18 protein-coding genes are annotated in these 18,480 nt (G+C 71.2%); 10 read left to right on the forward strand and 8 right to left on the reverse strand.

The features are described 5' to 3' along the window. Positions 1-3 precede the first annotated feature (3 nt). Positions 4-639, forward strand: coding sequence for a LysE family translocator (locus tag OWM54_RS13770; protein ID WP_267697802.1), 636 nt, complete (start codon positions 4-6; stop codon positions 637-639). A gap of 10 nt (positions 640-649) precedes the next feature. On the opposite strand, the gene OWM54_RS13775 is transcribed toward OWM54_RS13770, so the two are convergent. Further along, positions 650-919 (reverse strand): GlsB/YeaQ/YmgE family stress response membrane protein, encoded by a 270-nt coding sequence (locus OWM54_RS13775; RefSeq protein ID WP_046711358.1) that lies wholly within the window; start codon positions 917-919, stop codon positions 650-652. A 176-nt stretch (positions 920-1,095) separates the two neighbouring features. On the opposite strand from OWM54_RS13775, the gene OWM54_RS13780 reads away from it, so the two are divergent. Together OWM54_RS13780 and OWM54_RS13785 are read left to right on the forward strand one after the other, a co-directional pair. Then, the gene (locus tag OWM54_RS13780) at positions 1,096-2,409 is read left to right on the forward strand and encodes a chitosanase (RefSeq protein ID WP_223746292.1); all 1,314 of its coding nucleotides are present in this window, start codon (positions 1,096-1,098) and stop codon (positions 2,407-2,409) included. A 70-nt stretch (positions 2,410-2,479) separates the two neighbouring features. Then, positions 2,480-3,952, forward strand: coding sequence for an ATP-binding protein (locus tag OWM54_RS13785; protein ID WP_223746291.1), 1,473 nt, complete (start codon positions 2,480-2,482; stop codon positions 3,950-3,952). On the opposite strand, the gene OWM54_RS13790 is transcribed toward OWM54_RS13785, so the two are convergent. The 3 genes from OWM54_RS13790 to OWM54_RS13800 all read right to left on the reverse strand — a co-directional run bounded on the left by OWM54_RS13790 (position 3,936) and on the right by OWM54_RS13800 (position 7,534). Then, positions 3,936-5,726 (reverse strand): methyl-accepting chemotaxis protein, encoded by a 1,791-nt coding sequence (locus OWM54_RS13790; protein WP_223746290.1) that lies wholly within the window; start codon positions 5,724-5,726, stop codon positions 3,936-3,938. The two genes, OWM54_RS13785 and OWM54_RS13790, sit on opposite strands and share 17 nt — an antisense overlap. Before the next feature lie 230 nt (positions 5,727-5,956). Continuing rightward, the gene (locus tag OWM54_RS13795) at positions 5,957-6,733 is read right to left on the reverse strand and encodes a TenA family transcriptional regulator (RefSeq protein ID WP_223746289.1); all 777 of its coding nucleotides are present in this window, start codon (positions 6,731-6,733) and stop codon (positions 5,957-5,959) included. A gap of 225 nt (positions 6,734-6,958) precedes the next feature. Then, positions 6,959-7,534 (reverse strand): NUDIX hydrolase, encoded by a 576-nt coding sequence (locus tag OWM54_RS13800; RefSeq protein WP_223746288.1) that lies wholly within the window; start codon positions 7,532-7,534, stop codon positions 6,959-6,961. Positions 7,535-7,694: 160 nt separating this feature from the next. Here OWM54_RS13800 and OWM54_RS13805 point away from each other — a divergent pair, with 160 nt between their 5' ends. Further along, a complete protein-coding gene (locus OWM54_RS13805) occupies positions 7,695-9,101 on the forward strand; it encodes a sigma-54-dependent transcriptional regulator (protein ID WP_223784778.1) in 1,407 nt (468 codons plus the stop codon). Positions 9,102-9,275: 174 nt separating this feature from the next. Further along, complete coding sequence (locus tag OWM54_RS13810) at positions 9,276-10,343, forward strand: TetR family transcriptional regulator (RefSeq protein WP_267697803.1); 1,068 nt, start codon at positions 9,276-9,278, stop codon at positions 10,341-10,343. A gap of 10 nt (positions 10,344-10,353) precedes the next feature. Here OWM54_RS13810 and OWM54_RS13815 read toward each other — a convergent pair whose 3' ends face one another. Further along, a complete protein-coding gene (locus OWM54_RS13815) occupies positions 10,354-10,893 on the reverse strand; it encodes a hypothetical protein (protein WP_223746285.1) in 540 nt (179 codons plus the stop codon). A gap of 99 nt (positions 10,894-10,992) precedes the next feature. Between OWM54_RS13815 and OWM54_RS13820 the strand changes: the two genes are divergently transcribed. Then, the gene (locus tag OWM54_RS13820) at positions 10,993-12,057 is read left to right on the forward strand and encodes a hypothetical protein (protein ID WP_223784776.1); all 1,065 of its coding nucleotides are present in this window, start codon (positions 10,993-10,995) and stop codon (positions 12,055-12,057) included. 6 nt (positions 12,058-12,063) lie between these two features. Here the strand turns inward: OWM54_RS13820 and OWM54_RS13825 are convergent, their stop codons facing one another. Then, positions 12,064-12,378 carry a tetratricopeptide repeat protein gene (locus OWM54_RS13825; protein WP_267697804.1) on the reverse strand — a complete coding sequence of 105 codons (315 nt, stop codon included), beginning with the start codon at positions 12,376-12,378 and terminating at the stop codon, positions 12,064-12,066. A 60-nt stretch (positions 12,379-12,438) separates the two neighbouring features. Between OWM54_RS13825 and rsfS the strand changes: the two genes are divergently transcribed. From rsfS to gpmI, 4 genes are all read left to right on the forward strand, one after another. Then, a complete protein-coding gene (gene rsfS / locus OWM54_RS13830) occupies positions 12,439-13,011 on the forward strand; it encodes a ribosome silencing factor (RefSeq protein ID WP_267697805.1) in 573 nt (190 codons plus the stop codon). Beyond that, complete coding sequence (locus OWM54_RS13835) at positions 13,008-13,472, forward strand: 23S rRNA (pseudouridine(1915)-N(3))-methyltransferase RlmH (protein ID WP_267701124.1); 465 nt, start codon at positions 13,008-13,010, stop codon at positions 13,470-13,472. The genes rsfS and OWM54_RS13835 overlap by 4 nt, the downstream gene beginning before the upstream one ends. Before the next feature lie 71 nt (positions 13,473-13,543). Beyond that, positions 13,544-14,695 carry an RNA ligase RtcB family protein gene (locus OWM54_RS13840; protein WP_223746280.1) on the forward strand — a complete coding sequence of 384 codons (1,152 nt, stop codon included), beginning with the start codon at positions 13,544-13,546 and terminating at the stop codon, positions 14,693-14,695. An 86-nt stretch (positions 14,696-14,781) separates the two neighbouring features. Then, positions 14,782-16,323 (forward strand): 2,3-bisphosphoglycerate-independent phosphoglycerate mutase, encoded by a 1,542-nt coding sequence (gene gpmI, locus OWM54_RS13845; protein WP_267697806.1) that lies wholly within the window; start codon positions 14,782-14,784, stop codon positions 16,321-16,323. A 21-nt stretch (positions 16,324-16,344) separates the two neighbouring features. Here gpmI and OWM54_RS13850 read toward each other — a convergent pair whose 3' ends face one another. Continuing rightward, on the reverse strand, positions 16,345-17,064 hold the full coding sequence (locus OWM54_RS13850) for an immunity 52 family protein (protein ID WP_324289116.1): 720 nt from the start codon (positions 17,062-17,064) through the stop codon (positions 16,345-16,347). A 15-nt stretch (positions 17,065-17,079) separates the two neighbouring features. Beyond that, entirely contained in the window at positions 17,080-18,378 is a 1,299-nt protein-coding gene (locus OWM54_RS13855; RefSeq protein ID WP_267697808.1) for a Tox-REase-5 domain-containing protein, read from the reverse strand. Between the last annotated feature and the right edge of the window lie 102 nt (positions 18,379-18,480).

Here is an 18,480-nt window from a genome sequence, read left to right on the forward strand (position 1 = left end):
CCCATGACGCAGACGTCCCACCTCTGGCTGTTCTTCGTGCTCGTGTCCGGAATCGTCATCCTCCCCGGGCTGGACATGGCCTTCGTCCTGGCCAGCTCCCTGGTGGGAGGACGCCGCTCGGGGCTGGCCGCGGTGGGCGGCATCATCTGCGGCGGCGTGTGTCATGTGGCGGTGGGGGCGACGGGGGTGGCGGTGCTGCTCGCGGTGGTGCCCGCCGCGTTCAACGTGCTGCTCTGGGTGGGGGCGCTCTACGTGGCGTGGATGGGGGTGGCGCTGGTGCGAAGCCCGTCCACCTTCTCCCCGTCCTCGCAGGCCGGCCAGCGCTCCGCCCTGGCCACGTTCCGCCGGGGAGCGCTCACCAACCTGCTCAACCCGAAGGCCTACGTCTTCATGCTCGCCGTCTTCCCCCAGTTCCTGCGGAAGGAGTATGGGCCGCTGTGGCTGCAGGCCCTGGTCCTGGGGGCCATCATCGCGCTGACCCAGGGCGCGGTGTACGGCGCCATCACCCTGGTCGCGGACCGCGCGCGCGGCTGGCTGGAGTCACGTCCCTCCGCCAGCGCGCGCGTGGCTCAGGCCGTGGGAGGCCTCATGGTGCTCGCCGCCGTCGTCACCGCCCTCGAGGGCTGGCGCGGCACCTGAAGCCGCCCACTCATGTGCGTCGGACGCGTGTCGAGTGGATGGCTCTCAGGATGAGCAGCAGCACCACCGCTCCGATGAAGGCCACGAAGATGGTCCCGGCCAGGCCGCCGAAGGGCGTGCCCGCTCCCAGTGCACGGAAGATGAAGCCGCCCAGGAACGCTCCCACCACACCCACGACGATGTCGCCGATGAGCCCGTAGCCCCCGCCGACCACGGCCGACGCCAACCACCCGGCGATGAGGCCGATGACCGCCCACACTAGAATCGTTTCCAAAGACATCTCTTCCTCCTCGGGTCGCACTGATGTGTCTGGCGCAAACCTAAGCACGCCGGTTCGCGTTCGAACGGAGGCCGGTCCGTTCGCAGGGCAGGCAAGCGGGCGTCGAGCCGGTTTTGACTGACTTTCCGCTCTTTCGGAGGTAGCTGAAGGAAGACACCGCGCAAAGGAGAGCGCCCATGGGTCGTCATCGGAATGATTCACTGTGGATGAAGTGCGGAGCCCTGCTGTGGGCGGGGGCCCTGGTGGGGTGTGGTGGGGCGGAGGTGGGAGGTGGGCCGGTGGAGGAGGCCCGTGGGGAGCAGGGGCTCGCGGCCTGCGCGTATGTGATTACGACGAACACGTACGTGGGCGCGGACTGGTGGGGCACCATCGTCTTCAAGAACACGGGCGCGGCGGCGATGACGAGCCCGACGATTGCGTTCGGGGTTCCCAGCGGCGTGACGTGCGACCACGACGAGCCGGGCTGGACGCACACGCAGAGCGGGAGCACGTGCACGTACTCGCGCACCTCGGGGCTGACGGTGGGGGTGAACGCGTCCTACACGTTCTACTACTCGACGAACTCGAACACGTCGTGGACGGCGAGCAACATCGTCATCAGCGACCCGAGCTGCGGGAGCACGCCGCCTCCTCCGGGAGGTGGGCTGACGGAGAACCAGAAGAAGGTGTCGGAGGGGCTCACGAGCATCTGGGAGAACGACACGCCGGTGCTCGCGTATGCGTATTCGGAGAACATCCAGGACGGGCGCGGGTACACCAGCGGGCGCGCGGGGTTCTGCACGGGCACGGGCGACGCCATCCAGGTCATCCAGTGCTACAACGCGCGGCGCAGCGCGGCCAATGGCAACGTGATGGCCAAGTACATGCCGGGGCTGACGACCATCAACAACCGCTTCCTGTCCACGGGGCAATCGCAGCCATCCACGTCGGAGCTGGATGTCATCGGCAACTGGCGGGCGGACTGGGCCGCCAGCTACAACAACACCACCACGCGCGCGGACTTCAAGGCGTGCCAGGACCAGGTCAGCGACCAGTTCTATTACACGCCGGCCATGGCGGAGGCGAACAAGTGGGGCGCCACGAGCGCGCTGTCGAAGATGGCGCTGTATGACGCGTACATCAACCACGGCGAGTCGGGGGTGAAGAGCCTGGTGCGCGCGGCGAACAACGCGCTGGGCAACACGGCCCAGGTGGCGCCGGCGGTGGGCTACAACGGAATCACGGAGTCGTCGTGGCTGCAGCGCTTCCTGGAGAAGCGCCGCGACGTGCTGGCGGCGGACGCCACGTGGCTGCAGGCCATCGACCGCGTGGCCGCGTACGAGAAGCTGCGCCGCCGGGGCAACTGGGATTTGTCCGCCGCCGTGCGCAACGACGTGCGCGCCAGCGACTGCTGGAACTCGCCCTATCCGTTCAGCGGCTACACCGTGCGCAACATCAACGCGGACGGCACCTGGAGCACGCCCGGCTCGTACACGTTCTCGTGTCAGTGAGGGGTGGGTGAGCGCCCGGGGAGCGTCAGTCCCTCGTGCGTGGGCCGAAGGAGTAGAGTCCGGCCCACGCATGAGCCCGGAGCGCCGAGACACCTTCCGCTGGCGGGACGTCCCGCACCTGTTGTCGACGCGGCTGCTCGCGGCGTTCCTCGTCCCCACCCTGCTCATCCTCGCGGTGACGGGCACGGCGGTGTACCAGCTGGCGCGCGCCATCCTCGAGGAGGAGCTAGGCACCAGCCTCTCCAACATCGCCGCCGCCACCGCCAGCCAGCTCAACGGCGAGCGCATGCTCACCATCGAACCCGGCGACGACGTGGGCGGCACCCGCACCTGGCGCAACGTGGTGCGCCTGCTCGAGGGCGTGCGCGAGGCCAGCAACGTGCGCCGCGTCTTCGCCGTCGACGTCCAGGGCCGCGTCCGCGCGGACGTGGGCGGCGGCCTGCCCGTGGGCGCGGAGGTGCCGGAGCTCGCGCGCGACAGGCTGGAGCTGGCGCGCGTCTTCGCCGGCCAGCACGCCGCCAGCCAGGTGCTCTTCACCGGCTCCGACGGACGCCTCTACAAGACGGGCTATGCCCCCATCACCCTGGCGGGCCAGGTGGTGGGCGCGGTGGGCGTGGAGGGCAGCGCGGCCTTCTTCGGCCCCCTGCAGCGGCTGTCGCGCACCTTCGCCATCATGGGCGCGCTCGCCCTGGCCGCGCTCGCCGTCGTCGCGCTGCTCACCGCGCGGGGCCTCGCGCGCCCCCTGCGCCGGCTGATGGACTCCGCCCTGCGCATCGGCCGGGGCGACCTCACCACGCCCGTGCCGCCCGAGCCCACGCGCGAAATCGGCGTGCTCGCGCGCGAGCTGGAGGAGATGCGCGGCGCGCTGGAGGGCCGGGACAGACAGCTCAAGATGATGCTCGCGGGCGTCGCCCACGAGGTGCGAAACCCCCTGGGCGGCATCGCCCTGTTCTCCGGCCTGCTCCAGGAGGACCTCCGCGCCGGCGCCCACGAGGACGCCCGCGCGCACGTCGAGCGCATCGAACGCGAGGTGGCCTTCCTGCAGCGCATCGTCGAGGACTTCCTCGCCTTCGCCCGCGAGCAGCCCCTGGCCCGCGCGCCCGTGGAGGCCCCCGCGCTCCTGTCCATCGTCAGCGAGCTGTCCTCCGCCGAGGCCCAGTCCCGGAACGTGGTCCTGGACGTGGACGCCTCTCCCGCCCTGCTGGAGGCCGACGGCAGCCTGCTCACCGCCGCCCTCTTGAACCTGGTGAAGAACGCCGTGCAGGCCTCGCCGTCCGGAGGCCACGTGCGCATCCACGGCGCCGTGCGCGACGGGCGCTACGCCATCCAGGTCCACGACGCCGGCGCGGGCGTGCCCGACCTCCAGAAGGAGCGCATCTTCGAGCCCTTCTTCACCACCCGGGAGAAGGGCACCGGCCTGGGCCTGCCCCTGGCGCGCAAGATTGCCCGCGCCCACGGGGGCGAGCTGCACCTGACGTCCACGCCGGGCGACACCACCTTCACCCTGACGCTGCCGTTGGGCGCCGTCAGCCCGCCTCGTTGAACTGACGCGCCATCTGCCCCACCTCGCCGGACACCTGCGCGAGCGTGCTCGTGGCCTCCTGCGTGGACTCCAGGCGCTTCATCGTCTCGTCCATGATTTGCGACAGGTCCGAGACGGCGATGGAGATCTGCGAGATGCCCGCGTTCTGCTGCGTCACGGCGGCGGCAATCTGCCGGGCCGCGGCCGAGTTCTCCTGCGACATCAGCGACAAGGCCCGCAGCGAGTCGCCCGACGCCCGCATCTGGTCCAGCCCCGTGCCGATGGTGCGCACGCCCTGCTCGCCCATGCGGGCCGCGTCCTGGATGCCCACGCTGACGTCCTGGAGCACGTCGCGGATGCGCCGCGTGGACTGCAGCGACTGGTCCGCCAGCGCCCGCACCTCGCGGGCCACCACCGCGAAGCCCTTGCCCTGCTCCCCCGAGCGCGCCGCCTCGATGGCCGCGTTCACCGCGAGCAGGTGCGACTGGGCAGCCAGGTCCTTCACCGTCTCCGTGATGTCGCCAATCAGCGAGGCGCTCCGGGCCAGCTTGTCCAGCCGCTGCTGGATGCCGTCCACCGCGCCGCGGATGTCCGCCAGCCCCGCCACGCTCTTCTCCACCGCCGCCTCGCCCTGCAGCCCCAGCGCCTCCGCGCGCCGGGCCACCTGCAGCACCGCCTCCGCCCGGTCCGCCGCCATGCTCGAGGTGCGCCGTATCTCCTCCGACGTCACCTGCGCCTGGTGCAGCGCCGCCGACTGCTTCGACAGGCTCTGCTGCTGCGCGTCGTTCGCCGCGCGCAGGTGCCCGCCCGCCTCTCCCAGCCGCGCCGCCGAGGCCTGCAGCGTCAGGGGAAGCTGACGCAGCCGCGCCAGCACCGCGTTCATGCCCTCGGCCAGGTCCCCCATCTCGTCCGTGGACACCCACGCGGGCGCCACCACGCGCCCCGCCGCCACGGATTCAATCGCCTGCCCCACCGCGTCCGCCGCCCGCGCCTGCCTGCGCGCCAGCATCCACATGGTGATGCCCGGCAGCAGCAGGAGCCCGCCCACCCACGCCAGGCTGAACGTCAGCTCCCCCGCCAGCACCCCGCCCAGCTCCATCAGCATCCGCGCCGAGCGCCGCGCGCCCTCGGACTCCAGCTCCAGCGCCAGCGTGTCCCGGATGGCCTCCAGCTTCACCACCACCACGCAGCCGCTGAGCACCAGCGCGGAGATGATGGAGCCGCCGAAGGTGAAGGGCAGGAACCACGCCTGCCGGGGCCACGAGAAGCCGCCGCCCGCCAGCGCCACCGTCGCGTGCTTGCGCTGCTCCTCCAGCGCCAGCGGCAACAACATCCGCTCCAGCGAGACGCTGATGGGAAAGCCCAGCAGCACGCCACAGCACACGCCGATGATGGTCCCCAGCACCACCTGCGACAAATCCTTGTGCCACGTCAGGCACACGTGGAGGCTGAACCAGAAGCCCCCCAGCGTCCACCCCACCCACGACGTCCCCACCGCCACGCGCCACGGCAGCCGCAGGATGCGCTCCAGTCGCTCACCCGGCTTGTCGCCCGCGCGCGAGCGCAGCGCGTTGCCCACCATCCACCGCATCAGCAGCGCGGGGTAGAGCATCCCCAGGCCCACCAGGATGGGCGGCAGCACCCACGCCACCGCCCTCACGCCCTCCCACCCGGCGACGCCCATGGACATGCCGTTGAGGTACGCCGCGATGGGCGCCGCGGGGACCACCCAGGACATGAACACCCTGAGCGCGCGCCAGCGATACTCGCGAATCAACGAATCTTCGATGCTCATGCGGGATTGCCTTCCCGCGCCTCCGGCCAGGGGACGCGGTGAGTCCAGGAATGGAGGGATGGCGGACGACCCCATTCTCCGCACGTCGTCGAGACGAAAGCGAGCGGCGCACGCCCGGTTCCAGACATTGCACTCCCGTCAGCCGGGCGCTCGTCGAAAGGCATACACAGTCGGGAAATCAACCTCCTCCAGAAAGATTGAGCAAGAAGACAGACGCGGCGATTTCGGCCTCAATCCACACAGCAGGCGCGGATGGCGGAGGTATACAGGCGCAGGGACTTGCGCGTGGCGTCGAGCACCCGGGCAGGCTCGTCCCCGGTGGGGTCCGTGCAGAGCTTGAGGATTTCGAGCGCCTCCACCGGGTGCAGGTCGTCATAGCGAGCGTGCGCCTTGAGCCACATCATCGCGCTGGCGTCGATGCGTGCGCCGTCCGCGGCATAGGCGCGGAAGGGCTCCACCACGTCGCGCGTCCACACGCCGGTGATGCCCTCGATGGCCCAGTTGGACGCGGCGATGCCCTCCGCCAGCGTGCCCCGGGCACAGGTGTCTCGCAGGTGCGCGTGCAGCGCCTGGAGCTCCGGCAGCGGCCGCACCTGGAAGAGCGCCTCGGGCTCCAGGCCGAGCGCGCGCACCCAGTCGATGAACCACTCCGCGTGGCGCGCCTCCACGGCCAGGTTCTGCAAGAGCCAGCGGCGGATGCTCGCGTCCCCCTCGGAGCGGCCGTACGTCGTCTTGGCCAGCGACAGGGCCATGTACTTGGGGAAGGACTCGACGATGAGGAAGAACTGCGACAGCACGCGGCGCCAGTACACCAGCGGCGGGCGCCGGCCCTCGGCGGTGGCGCGGAACAGCGGAGGCCAGCACGCCGCGTCCCAGTCCCGGCGGGTCGCATCCAGCATGGACTCGAGCCAGCGGGGATGCGCCGACGGGTTCAGCGGCGGAGGCCCATAGCGGCGCACTGGCACACGAGACGTGAGGCTGCGCACTTCCTGCTCGGAAGACGACATGGCGGCACGAGGCTCCTGCACCCGGCGGGTTCCAGACCGACATGGCCCCCCTCACCCGCCAGGGCGGCCCCATAGTGGTGACAGCACCTCCACGAGGCCACGCGACTGTCGTCGCCCGACGCTTTTCTCACCGCCTTGTTTCAGATTTCAGCCGGGGGCACCTGGAGGCGTCACGCGCCCCACAGCGGGCCTGTCTCTCCGACCGACGCCGACTCGCGCCCGCTGTCACGGGGTGCGGGCCACCTGGCGGCGCGCCTTCTCCAGCATGCGCTGGAGCGGCGCCTCGTCCGCGCGGGCGAGCGCCTCGTCCCAGGTGAGCCACTGCGCGCCGGAGGACTCGTGGGGGTCGTGCGCGAGCGACTCCGGGTCCTCGGCCACGACGAGGTAGCGCACGTCCAGGTGCTGGTGCTCGGGCTCGTCGCGGCGCGCGGGGATGGTGTGGACGTCCACGTCCAGCGGGCGGGGCGCGGTGGGGTGGAGCACCACGCGGCAGCCGGTCTCCTCGCGCGCCTCGCGCAGGGCGGTGGCCTCCATGTCGCCGCCGTCCGCCGGGTCCGCGTGTCCGCCCGGCTGCAGCCACCGGTGGAGCTTGCCGTGCAGCACCATCACCACGCGCTCGCCCCGGGGGTCCACCACCACCGCGCTGCCGGTGAAGTGCGCCGTGGCCTGCGCGCGGGAGAAGGGCGAGGCGAGCGTGGCCGCGTGGTGGCGCATCCGCTCCAGGTCCTGGCGCTCCTTGTCGTCCCCGGGGACGTGGCGCGCCAGGAGCTCCCGCAGGGCGTGGGCGTTCTGGGATTCCATGCGCGACCACGTATCCCCGGCGGGCCCTCACACGCCAGCGCCTTCTGGAAGCGGCCGGCCCGCCCGGGGCGGTGTAGGGTTCTGGCCGGGTGTGTTCTCATGCGGACGCACCCGGGGCGGCCGGCCCCGCTGGCATGAGGACCTGAGGGCAAGCACCTGCATGGCGCGCATTCTCGTCATCGACGACCACGACACCCTCCGCGAGGGGATGACCGTCACGCTCACGCGCTCCGGGCACGCCGTGTCCGCGGTGCGCGGCGGCGCGGACGGGCTGGCCGCATACCGCAAGGCCCCGTTCGACCTGGTCGTCACGGATTTGAAGATGGACGGCATGGACGGCATCGCCGTCACCCAGGCCCTCAAGGCGCTGGACGCCTCCGCCGTCGTCATGGTGGTGACGGCCTTCGGCACGATTGAGACGGCCGTGCGGGCCATGCAGGAGGGCGCCTACGACTTCATCACCAAGCCCTTCACGCCCGACGTGCTGCGCGCCAAGGTGGACAAGGGGCTGGAGCTGGCGAGCACCCGCCGGCGCGTGGAGAAGCTGGAGGGGCGCACCGCCGCGCACGACGCGGACGCGGCCCTGACGCACGGCAGCCTGGTGGGCGACAGCGAGCCCATGCAGAAGCTGCTCTCCCAGGCGCGCAAGGCGGCGATGAGCGACGCCACGGTGCTCGTTCGCGGCGAGAGCGGCACCGGCAAGGAGCTCATCGCGCGCATGCTGCACCAGCAGTCCCCGCGCAAGGACGGGCCCTTCGTCGTGGTGCACTGCGCGGCGCTGGCGGAGACGCTGCTGGAGAGCGAGCTGTTCGGCCACGAGCGCGGCGCCTTCACCGGCGCGGTGAAGCGCAAGCTGGGCCGCTTCGAGCTGGCCGACGGCGGCACCCTCTTCCTCGACGAAATCGGGGAGATTCCCCACGCGGTGCAGACCAAGCTGTTGCGCGTGCTCCAGGAGAAGGAGATCCAGCGCGTGGGCGGCGAGGAGACGCTCAAGGTGGACGTGCGCGTGGTGAGCGCCACGCACAGGGATTTGCAGGCCGAGGTGAAGGCGGGCCGCTTCCGCGAGGACCTGTACTACCGGCTGCACATCGTCCCGCTGGTGCTGCCGCCTTTGCGCGAGCGCCCCGAGGACATCGCCGCGCTGGCGCGCCACTTCGTCGCCAAGCACGCGGTGCGCGTCAACCGCCGGGTGACGGGGCTGGACGAGGGCGCCCTGCGCGCCCTGGCCCGCCACGCGTGGCCCGGCAACGTGCGCGAGCTGGAGAACGTGGTGGAGCAGGCGCTCGTCTTCGCGGAAGGGGAGGTGCTCACCGCCCAGGACCTGCCCGGCCACCTCACCGGCGGCACGCCGCGCATGGACGCGGGGCTGCCGGTGCCGCACGGCGACAGGCCGCTGCCGGACATCCTGGAGGACCTGGAGCGGCAGCTCATCGCCCGCGCCTACGAGAAGGCCGGCGGGGTGAAGACGGAGACCGCCCGCCTGCTGGGCATCAAGACGTCGGCGCTGTACTACAAGCTGGAGAAGTATGGCTTCCTCCCCAAGGGCACCGCGCCCGAGGAGGGGTGATCCTCGGAAATCCGTGACCCACGGCCCCCGCCCCATGACTTTCCACCGGTCCCCCCACCCCACCCCGTCCCACCCGGCGCGCCCAGACGCCTGGAATCCCAGCGCTTTTCGTGCGGGGCCGGGGCGCGGGGGCGCCGCGGGGCTGGCATCCGCCTTGCTCATGGGGGCCTGTTGATGAACCCCCGCTCCCTCGTCCTCGCGTTGTGCCTCTTGGTGGGCGTGCCCGCCTGGGCCGCGTCCGGCCTGGAGGCGGCGCGCGCGCGGGCGCAGGTGGCGAGGACGGAGGCGCGGGCGCTGAGGACCCAGCAGCAGACGCTGCGGGACGAGCTGCAGGGCGTGGCCGAGCGCATCGAGGCGCTGAAGGCCCGTGCCCAGGGGCGGCTGACCACGGGCACGGAGCTGGAGACGGCGCTGAGGCGCTCGCAGGAGCTGAGCGGCTCGCTCACCCAGCTGGCGCAGGCGGTGTCCACGGCCGAGGGCGAGTCGGAGCGCGCGCACGTGGCGCTGCACCAGGCGCTTTCGGACGAGCTCGGTCGGCTGATGACGGCCTGGGACAAGACGGCGGACCGCGCCCAGCGCGCCACGCTGCTGGAGGTGATGCGCACCACGCGCACCGAGCGCGACTCGGTCCGCCTGGCGCTGCCAGCCTCCAAGGTGCCCACGCTGGACAGGACGACGACGGGCGGCGACGACCCGGAGGACCTGCTGGAGCAGGCGGACACCCTGCGCGACGCCGAGGACAAGGTGCGCGAGCGGCTCAAGCTGATGCGCGCGCGAATCACCGAGGCGCGCGAGGAGCGCGACCTGGACCGCCGGATGAGCGACTTCCTGGGCGAGGAGTCGATGTTCGACGAGCAGGACCGGCGGCTGCGGCTCAGGATGAGCGCGGACAGGAGCCTGCGGGTGGAGCCCAGCGACCGCGGCGGTGGCCTGTTCCAGGAGGCCAGCGGCGACAGCGACGCGCCGCCCATGTCGGGCAACCCGGGCACGGGCGGGCCGCCGGAGCCCTCCATGCCGGACACCCCCGGGACGCCCACCACGGGCCGCCCCGAGCCCATGTCCGTCCGCGCCACGGACCGCCGCCCCCTGGTGGACGGGGTGCGCGCCCAGGACCTGGCCGCCGGAGGTCCGGTGGACCTCACGGCGATGGAGGCCGAGGCCAGGCGCCTGGAGGCCCTGGCCGGGGAGCTGGATGGCCGGGCCGGCGCGCTGGAGCGCCGCGCGCAGGAGCTGACGAAGTAGGGCCCTCGGGCTAGAGCAGCCCGGACTCGACCTCGAGCCGCACCACCGCGCGCAGCCGCACCTCGCGCTCGGGCGTCCGGCCCTTGCCGCGGATGATGATGCTCATGGTGGGCGCGGCGACGAAGGGCTGCAGCTCCACGTCCGCCAGGTCCAGCCGCAGCGTGGGGTTGGGCGCGCGCGGGCTGCCACGGGACAGGTCATTCTTCCACGCGATGCGCGACTCGCGGTCTCCGGCGCGGACGAAGAACTCCACGTTGTCCAGGAAGGTGAAGTCCACGTCGTTGGGGCTGAGAATCTGGAGCGAGAGCGAGTCGACGTGGACGGAGGTGGCCTCGCTCTTGGAGAGCCCCTGGTTCTTGAAGTCCTGGTTCTGGTCGAAGTCCATCCCCGCGAAGCTGCTGATGGGGGGGAAGGCGTTGAGCTCGGTGCTGCCGCCCGGCAGGCTCGCGGGCACGGTCGTCTCGCCCCTCACCTCGGTGATGAACGTCGACTGGGCGCAGGCGGCCAGCCCGAGGCCGACCGCCGCGGCGAGAAGTGAGGCAGGGCGCATTCCAGCAATGTACCGGGCGCGAGCCGTGTCGTCACCGTCGCCAGCCAACCGGCCGGGCCCGTCCTCCCGCGAGTGGGGCGTGCAGGCACGAGGCCGGGTATGGTGCCCCGCGTCGTGTCCCGCGTCCGCCCTACCCTCCTGGTGTTCCTGGTGCTCGCCACCGCCCGCCCCGCGTCCGCGGCCGAGTGGGAGGGCGCGCTCAAGGGCACCCTGCGGCTGCTGGCGGACACCAACGCCCCGCGCGACTTCACCGACGGCAGCACGCCTTCGCCCGGAGTGGACCCGGCGCTGAGCGTGCTGGGGTCGGCCGAGGGGAAGGGGACGTTCGAGCGCACGCAGCTCGTCGGCCGCTACGAGCTGGGCGCGCGCAAGTACGCGGGCTTCTCCGACGAGGACACGCTCATCCAGGCCGGCGCGCTCGAGGCCTCGCTGGCGCTGGGCACGGAGTTCGGCCTGGGCGCGGAGGGGCACGCGAAGGACCGGCGGGGCGGCACCCGCGCGTACTCGGATTTGGGCGCGAGCGCCTTCGCGGAGTACGCCCCGGACGTGCGGCTGGCGCTGCGGGTGCGCGCGGGCGCGCGCAGGTTCGTCTACCGGCCGGACCCCACGGCGAACTTCGGCGGGCTGGAGCTGGGGGTGCTGGGGCGCTACCGCTTCGACCGGCGCCACAGCCTGTCCGTCTTCGGCGACTGGGGCGCGCGCCGCTACGGGCCGCTGGCGCGCCCGCGTCCGGGCGTGGAGAGCTCCCCGGGGCGGCGCGAGGACGGCGCCCTCACCGCGGGCTTCGGCTACAACTACCGGGGGCCGCTGACCCTGGGGCTGCGCTACACGTACCAGGAGGTCTCCTCCAACAGCTACGGGGAGACGGTGCTGCGCCACCGGGTGTCGGCGAACGCCGGGGTGCGGCTGCCCTGGCGGATGACGCTGCTGGCGCAGGGCTCGCTGGGCGTGACGCGCTACCCGGACGGCATCTATTTGTCGCCGGAGATCATCCTCGTGGAGGAGGACGAGGGGCAGAACTCCCTGTCCCTGAAGCTCGCGCGCCCCGTCTCGGAGCGCGTGGACCTGGAGCTGTCCTGGGGCCTGTGGAGCACGCGGCTGCCGCGCAACGACTTGAGCTACTCCCGCCAGGTGTTCGGCGTGGGCGTCACCTGGCGCGACTGAGGGCGCTCAGCCCAGGTCGGAGATGCGCTCGTCGATCTCCTCGGCCAGCCCCGGGTGTCCCTGGGCCAGCGCGTGCTCCTTCGCCCGGGTGAACACCTCGCGGGCGCGCTCGGACTGCCCGGCGCCCGACAGCGCGTCCCCCAGGGAGACCATGGCGGCCGCGTAGGTCCCATCCAGCCGCACCGCCTGCTCCAGGGCGGCGGCGGCCTCGGCGTACTGCTTGCGGTCCAAGTACAGCTTGCCGAGGGAGAAGTGGCTCATGGGGGAGTCGGGGAAGTCCGCCACCATCTTCTTGAACTGTTCCAGCCGGGCGTCGCTCATGGACAGGACCCTTAGAGGACCCATGGCGTGTTGCCAAGGGTGCGGTAGGGTGCGCCGCACATGGCAACGAAGAAGAAGACGACCCCCAAGAAGAAGAGCGCGGCCAAGAAGGCGCCGGCGCGCGGCAAGAAGTCGGCGACGGGCAGGACGGTCGCCGCGAGCAAGGCGCCCGCCAAGGCCAAGACCCCGGCGCGCAAGAAGACGACGGGCAAGACGCCGCTGCGGCCCAAGAAGAAGGCGAAGCTGCCAGCGGCCCCGCAGCAGAAGACGGGCCCCGCGGAGAACCCCCAGGCGCAGGCCCTGGCGCGCCGCATGGCGCAGCTGCTCATCGACAAGAAGGCGCTGGACGTCGTCATCCTGGATGTCCGGGGCATGACGTCGTACGCGGACTACATCGTCATCGCCTCCGGCGAGAGCGACCGCCAGGTGAGCGCCATGGCGGAGAACGTCCAGGTGCAGCTCAAGCAGGGTGACGCGCCCGAGCGCGCGCTGGGCACCGAGGGCGTGGACACGGGCCAGTGGGTGCTGCTCGACTACGGCGAGGTGGTGGCGCACCTGTTCCTCGCGGACCTGCGCGCGCACTACGACCTCGAGGGTCTCTGGGCGGACGCCGCCCGGGAGAAGGTGTCCTGAAGGTCCGCCTGCTCTCCATCGGCAAGGACCGCTCGGGCCTCTTCGAGCCGGCGGTCCAGGAGTATGCCCGGAGGCTGGGGCACTACACCCGCTTCGAGCTGGTGGAGCTCGCCGAGGCGAGCGGCAAGAAGCTCAAGCCCGGCGACGCCAAGACCGCGGAGGCCCAGGCCATCCTCGCGAAGCGAAAGCCGCAGGACTGGCTGGTGGCGCTGGACGAGCGCGGCTCGCTCATCGACTCGGTGGAGCTGGGCCGCTACGTGGGCAAGGCCCAGACGGGCTCCAGGGACCTGCTCTTCGTCATCGGCGGCGACGAGGGCCTGGACGAGAGCGTGCGGGCCGCGGCCCACCTGACGCTGTCCTTGTCCAAGATGACGCTGCCCCACCGGCTCGCGCGCGTGGTGCTCGTGGAGCAGCTGTACCGGGCGTTCACCATCCTCAAGGGTGAGCCGTACCACAAGTAGGCAGGCGGGCCTCCCAGGCCCCCTTGCGCGCTGGCGTCAGGGCCGTCGGACAGGAGGCGTCAACGGGCCGCATGAGCACCGCCAGCACTGAGACCTCCCTTCCCTCCCCCGCCGCCACCGTGCGCGTCATCGCCTCGCCCCAGTCGTGGGTGGAGGGTGAGGCGGTGCGACAACTCGAGGCCGTCGCGCGGCTGCCCGGCATGAAGGCCGCGGTGGGACTTCCGGACCTGCACCCGGGCAAGGGCGCGCCGGTGGGCGCGGCCTTCACCTCGGAGGGCCTCTTCTATCCCTACCTGGTGGGCAACGACATCGGCTGTGGGATGGGGTTGTGGGACGTGGGGATGCTGGCGCGAAAGTCGAAGGCCGAGCGCTGGGCCTCGAAGCTGGATGTGGAGGGACCCTGGAACGGTGACGTGGAGGGGTTCCTGGCGGAGGAAGGGGTGAGGCCCTCGGGCTTCGAGGGGGCGCTGGGCACGGTGGGCGGCGGCAACCACTTCGCGGAGCTGCAGCGGGTGGACGCGGTGCACGACGCGCGGGCGTTCGCCGAGCTGGGGCTGGAGGCGGACCGGTTGCTGCTGCTGGTGCACTCGGGCTCGCGGGGGCTGGGCGAGGCGATTCTGCGGGCCCACGTGGACCGGCACGCGGCGGGCGGGCTGACGGCGGGCTCGGACGAGGCGCGGGCGTACCTGACGCGGCATGACCACGCGGTGGCGTGGGCCCGGGCCAACCGGGCGCTGGTGGCGCGCAGGGTGCTGGATGGCATCGGCGCTCCGGCGCGGCGAGTGTTGGATGTCTGCCACAACAGCGTCACCCCACGACGCGAGGACGGGGCCCTGAGGTGGTTGCATCGCAAGGGCGCGGCGCCGGCGGACGAGGGGCCCGTGGTGATTCCGGGCAGTCGTGGCGCGCTGAGCTATCTGGTGGCGCCGGTGGGGGATGGGACGGGCAGCGCGTACAGCCTGGCGCACGGCGCGGGGCGCAAGTGGACGCGCACGGCGGCCCGGGAGCGCATCAAGGAGCGCTTCACGGCGGAGTCGCTCACCCGGACGAGCTTCAAGAGTCACGTCGTCTGCGAGAACAAGGACCTGCTCTTCGAGGAGGCGCCGCAGGCGTACAAGGCCATCGACCGGGTGGTGACGGACCTGGTGGAGGCGGGGCTGGTGAAGGTGGTGGCCACGCTGGCGCCGGTGCTGACGTACAAGACGCGCTCCCACGAGGAGTAGCGCGGGCCCGCGGGAAGAAGCCGGCCCTGGAGTCGCAGCGCGTTTTTCCCCTCCGCGTCCGGCGGGTGCGTGGTTAGGGTTCGGGCATGACTCCCGCGCACAAGGTATTGCTCTGCATCCTGGATGGTTGGGGCATCCGCCACGAGCGAGAGGCGAACGCCATCCTCCTGGCCGGCACGCCGAACCTGGACAAGCTGACGAGCCCCTACCCGTTCACCGAGCTACAGACCTCGGGGCTGGCCGTGGGTCTGCCCGAGGGGCAGATGGGCAACTCGGAGGTCGGCCACACCAACATCGGCGCCGGTCGCATCGTCTACCAGGACCTGGTGCGCATCAACCGCGCGGCCGAGTCGGGGGAGCTGGCGCAGAACCCGGTGCTCCGCGCGGCGATGGACGGCGTGAAGGCGGACGGCAAGGCGCTGCACCTGTTGGGCCTGGTGTCGCCGGGTGGGGTGCACTCGTCGATGGAGCACCTGTACGCGCTCCTGAAGGCGGCGCGGGAGCGGGGTGTGCCGCACGTGTACGTGCACGCGTTCCTGGACGGACGTGACACGCCGCCGCAGAGCGCGCTGGGCTACGTGGAGGCGCTGGAGCGCTTCCTCCACGAGACGCACACGGGCCGCATCGCCACGGTGAGCGGGCGGTACTACGCGATGGACCGCGACAAGCGGTGGGACCGGGTGCAGCTGGCGTACGAGGCGCTGGTGCACGCGCGCGGTCCCAAGGCGCCGGACGCGCTGAGCGCCATCCGCGCGTCGTACGCGGAGAAGGTGACGGACGAGTTCGTGAAGCCCACGGTGATGGCGAGCGGGGATGGGACGCCCGTGGGCCGCATCCAGGATGGGGACACGGTGGTGTTCTTCAACTTCCGCGCGGACCGGGCGCGGGAGCTGACGCAGGCCCTGGCGTATCCGACGTTCAAGGAGTTCGACCGGGGCGGGCTCCGGCTGGGGCGGTACGTGTGCATGACCCAGTACGACGAGACCTTCGACCTGCCGGTGGCGTTCGCGCCGGACCAGCCGCAGGACATCTTCCCGGAGATTCTGGCGCGGCAGGGGCTGCGGCAGTTCCGCACGGCGGAGACGGAGAAGTACGCGCACGTGACGTTCTTCTTCAACGGCGGGCGCGAGGTTGTGTATCCGGGTGAGGACCGGCACCTGGTGCCGAGTCCGCGCGACGTGAAGACGTACGACTTGAAGCCGGAGATGGCGGCGCGCGAGGTGACGGCGGAGCTGGTGCGGCGGCTGGATTCGGGGACGTATGACTTCGCGCTGGCGAACTTCGCCAACCCGGACATGGTGGGGCACAGCGGCCGGCTGGACGCGGCGATGCAGGCGGTGCGCGTGGTGGACGAATGCCTGGGGGTGCTCGGAAAGGCGTGCGAGCGCAACGGCTGGGTGATGGCCATCTCGGCGGACCACGGCAACTGCGAGCAGATGGTGGACCCGGTGACGGGCGAGCCACACACGGCGCACACGCTGAACCCGGTGCCCTTCCACCTCATCCACCCGGCGTTCCGGGGACAGAAGCTGCGCCCCGGCATCCTCGCGGACATCGCACCCACGCTGTGCAAGGTGATGAACCTGCCGCAGTCGAAGGAGATGAACCGGCAGGGCGTACTGCCCTGAGCACGGGGCCCCTCCGGTCCGCTACGGCTGGAGGGGCTTGAGCAAGCCGGCGTTGTCCAGCAGCTCCCGCACGTGCTCGGCCAACGCCACGTGCTGGGGGTTGCTCGCCGTGAAGCGCTCGGGGGTGAGGATGATGAGGGTGCCCTTGTCCTCCACGGGTTCGACGCGCACGGGAGCAGGCAATGGAGGCACCGTGCCTCGCTGATGCGAGAGGTACGTCACCCACCCGATGCGAGGAGCCCCCTTGAGGCTCCGTGCGTCCATCAAGCTGCCAAGAGCATGCGAAGTGGCGACTCCCCAGTCAGGCGCCCACGCGACAGCGGAAGCGCGCAGGAGCCCAGCCAGCACAGACGCGGTCAACACCGGGTCTGCATGCGGACCCTGACTCGGGAGAGTGAACGCACATGCGTTCTTCACCCTCGCTGCGTAGCTACCGCATGTGACTCGGAAGCTGCTCGCTCCGTGGTCATCGCCCACGCCGTTCCAGGCCTCGATGCGAAAACCAATCTCCTTGACGACCCGGTCCTTGCCTCGACGAACGAGCGCCTCGAGCTCATTGGCATCGGGCTCGATGGGCCGCAGCAATGCGTCATGGCGAGACTTGCCGGTCTGGAACCACTGCGCGAACGAGGGAGCTACCGTCCTCAGCTCCGTGAGGAGAACCGCCATCCGTCGAGCGCAAGCCTCGGGCAGTTCCTCCCTGGGCCCCCAGTAGGCCCCTGCATAATAGGTCTCGTTCATGCGCGGCTGACTCGCTCAGAGCAAAGGGGTGAAGACGACTTCGATTTCGTCGATTCCGTTGACTCGGAACAGCTCCTTGATCGCTTCAGCTGTCTTCTCTTCCGCGATGTGCCACCGAATCGACGTGCCCTCGGGCGCCTTGGCCAACTGCCTCTGCGCCTGGTCTACGAGGGCCTTGGCTCCCGACTTCTCGAACCAAACCCTCGGCGTGAGGTTGTCGAGGAACTTGTTCGCATAGCCCGGCCCCTTCGCCTCCAGCAGCACGCCCCTCTCGAACCCATCGAACTTCACGCCTCCGCTGTCCCTGCCGACACCTCCGACCCAGTATGCCTCGTCCGCCGAGTGGCCCGTGATTTGTTCCTGGTAGCGACGGGCGCGAGGGGACATGGACTCCTTCGCGGGTCCCCACTGCCCAGGCCCCTTCGATGGGCCCCCCTCCTTCACGGCCGTGCCCGCCCGCTGGAGGATGATGGCCGCGCCAGGGCCGCCACTCAGCACCGCGGCCGCATGCCCCACGGGCGCCGCCACGATTCGCATGGCGACCGCGCCGTCAGCGGACAACGCGAGCACCGGCACCTCCGCCGTGGCGAACGCCGTCCCCTGCAACGTGCGCGTCGCCGAGGACACCGTGCCCCACGTGGCGATGAGGTTCGTCATCAGCCTGGAGACGGCCTGCACCTGCTCGCCTCGCGTCATGTACCGGAAGCGCTCCAGGTACTCGGGCGATGACTCCAGCAGCGCTACCACAGCGGCCGGCATCTGACGGAGCGCCGCGAGGTTGTCCGCTGGCGACGTCGAGAAGAACTTCCCCACCGCGAGGGCGAGCCCGACGAATGCCTCTTCAGCCCCATCGAGCGTCCGACTGATGACGTCCGCATCGTCGTGGACGTCGGCCAGTGGGAAGCCGTTCTCCTCCTCCAGCTCCGCGTTCAGCAGCCGGAAGGCACCCGTGCGACCGTCGTAGAACCGACCCAGCTCGAAGCCGTGCGCGCGGAAGGCCCCAGCCCTCCACTCGACGGGCGCCACCCGTTGCTGCGTCCGTCCACTGCGCACCCACGCCAGGCATCCATCAGGCCGGAGCACCGCCAGATGCTTGAAGCGCTCCACCCGGCGCACCAGCTCGGCCCGCGACACCTCGCCCGTGGTCAGCACCTCTCGCAGCATGAAGCCCAGCGCGACACGCGCGGGGAACTGCCCCAATGTCACGTGCTTCCCCTGCAGCGTCCGCAGGAGCCGGGCCGCATGCCTGGGTGTCAGCGCGCTCCCCGCGACAGGCAACGCGTCCTGCTCCTCCAGCCCAGCACTCTTCAGCAAGGCGTCGAACGCATCACGCCGCTCCCCTCCGTGCGCCCAGTCACCCGCTTCGCGCGCGTCTCCAGCCCACCCGGCGCGTTGCTGGAAGGTGCCCCTGTGAGA

Source organism: Myxococcus sp. MISCRS1, from assembly GCF_026626605.1.
GTDB classification, from domain to species: Bacteria; Myxococcota; Myxococcia; order Myxococcales; family Myxococcaceae; genus Myxococcus; species Myxococcus fulvus.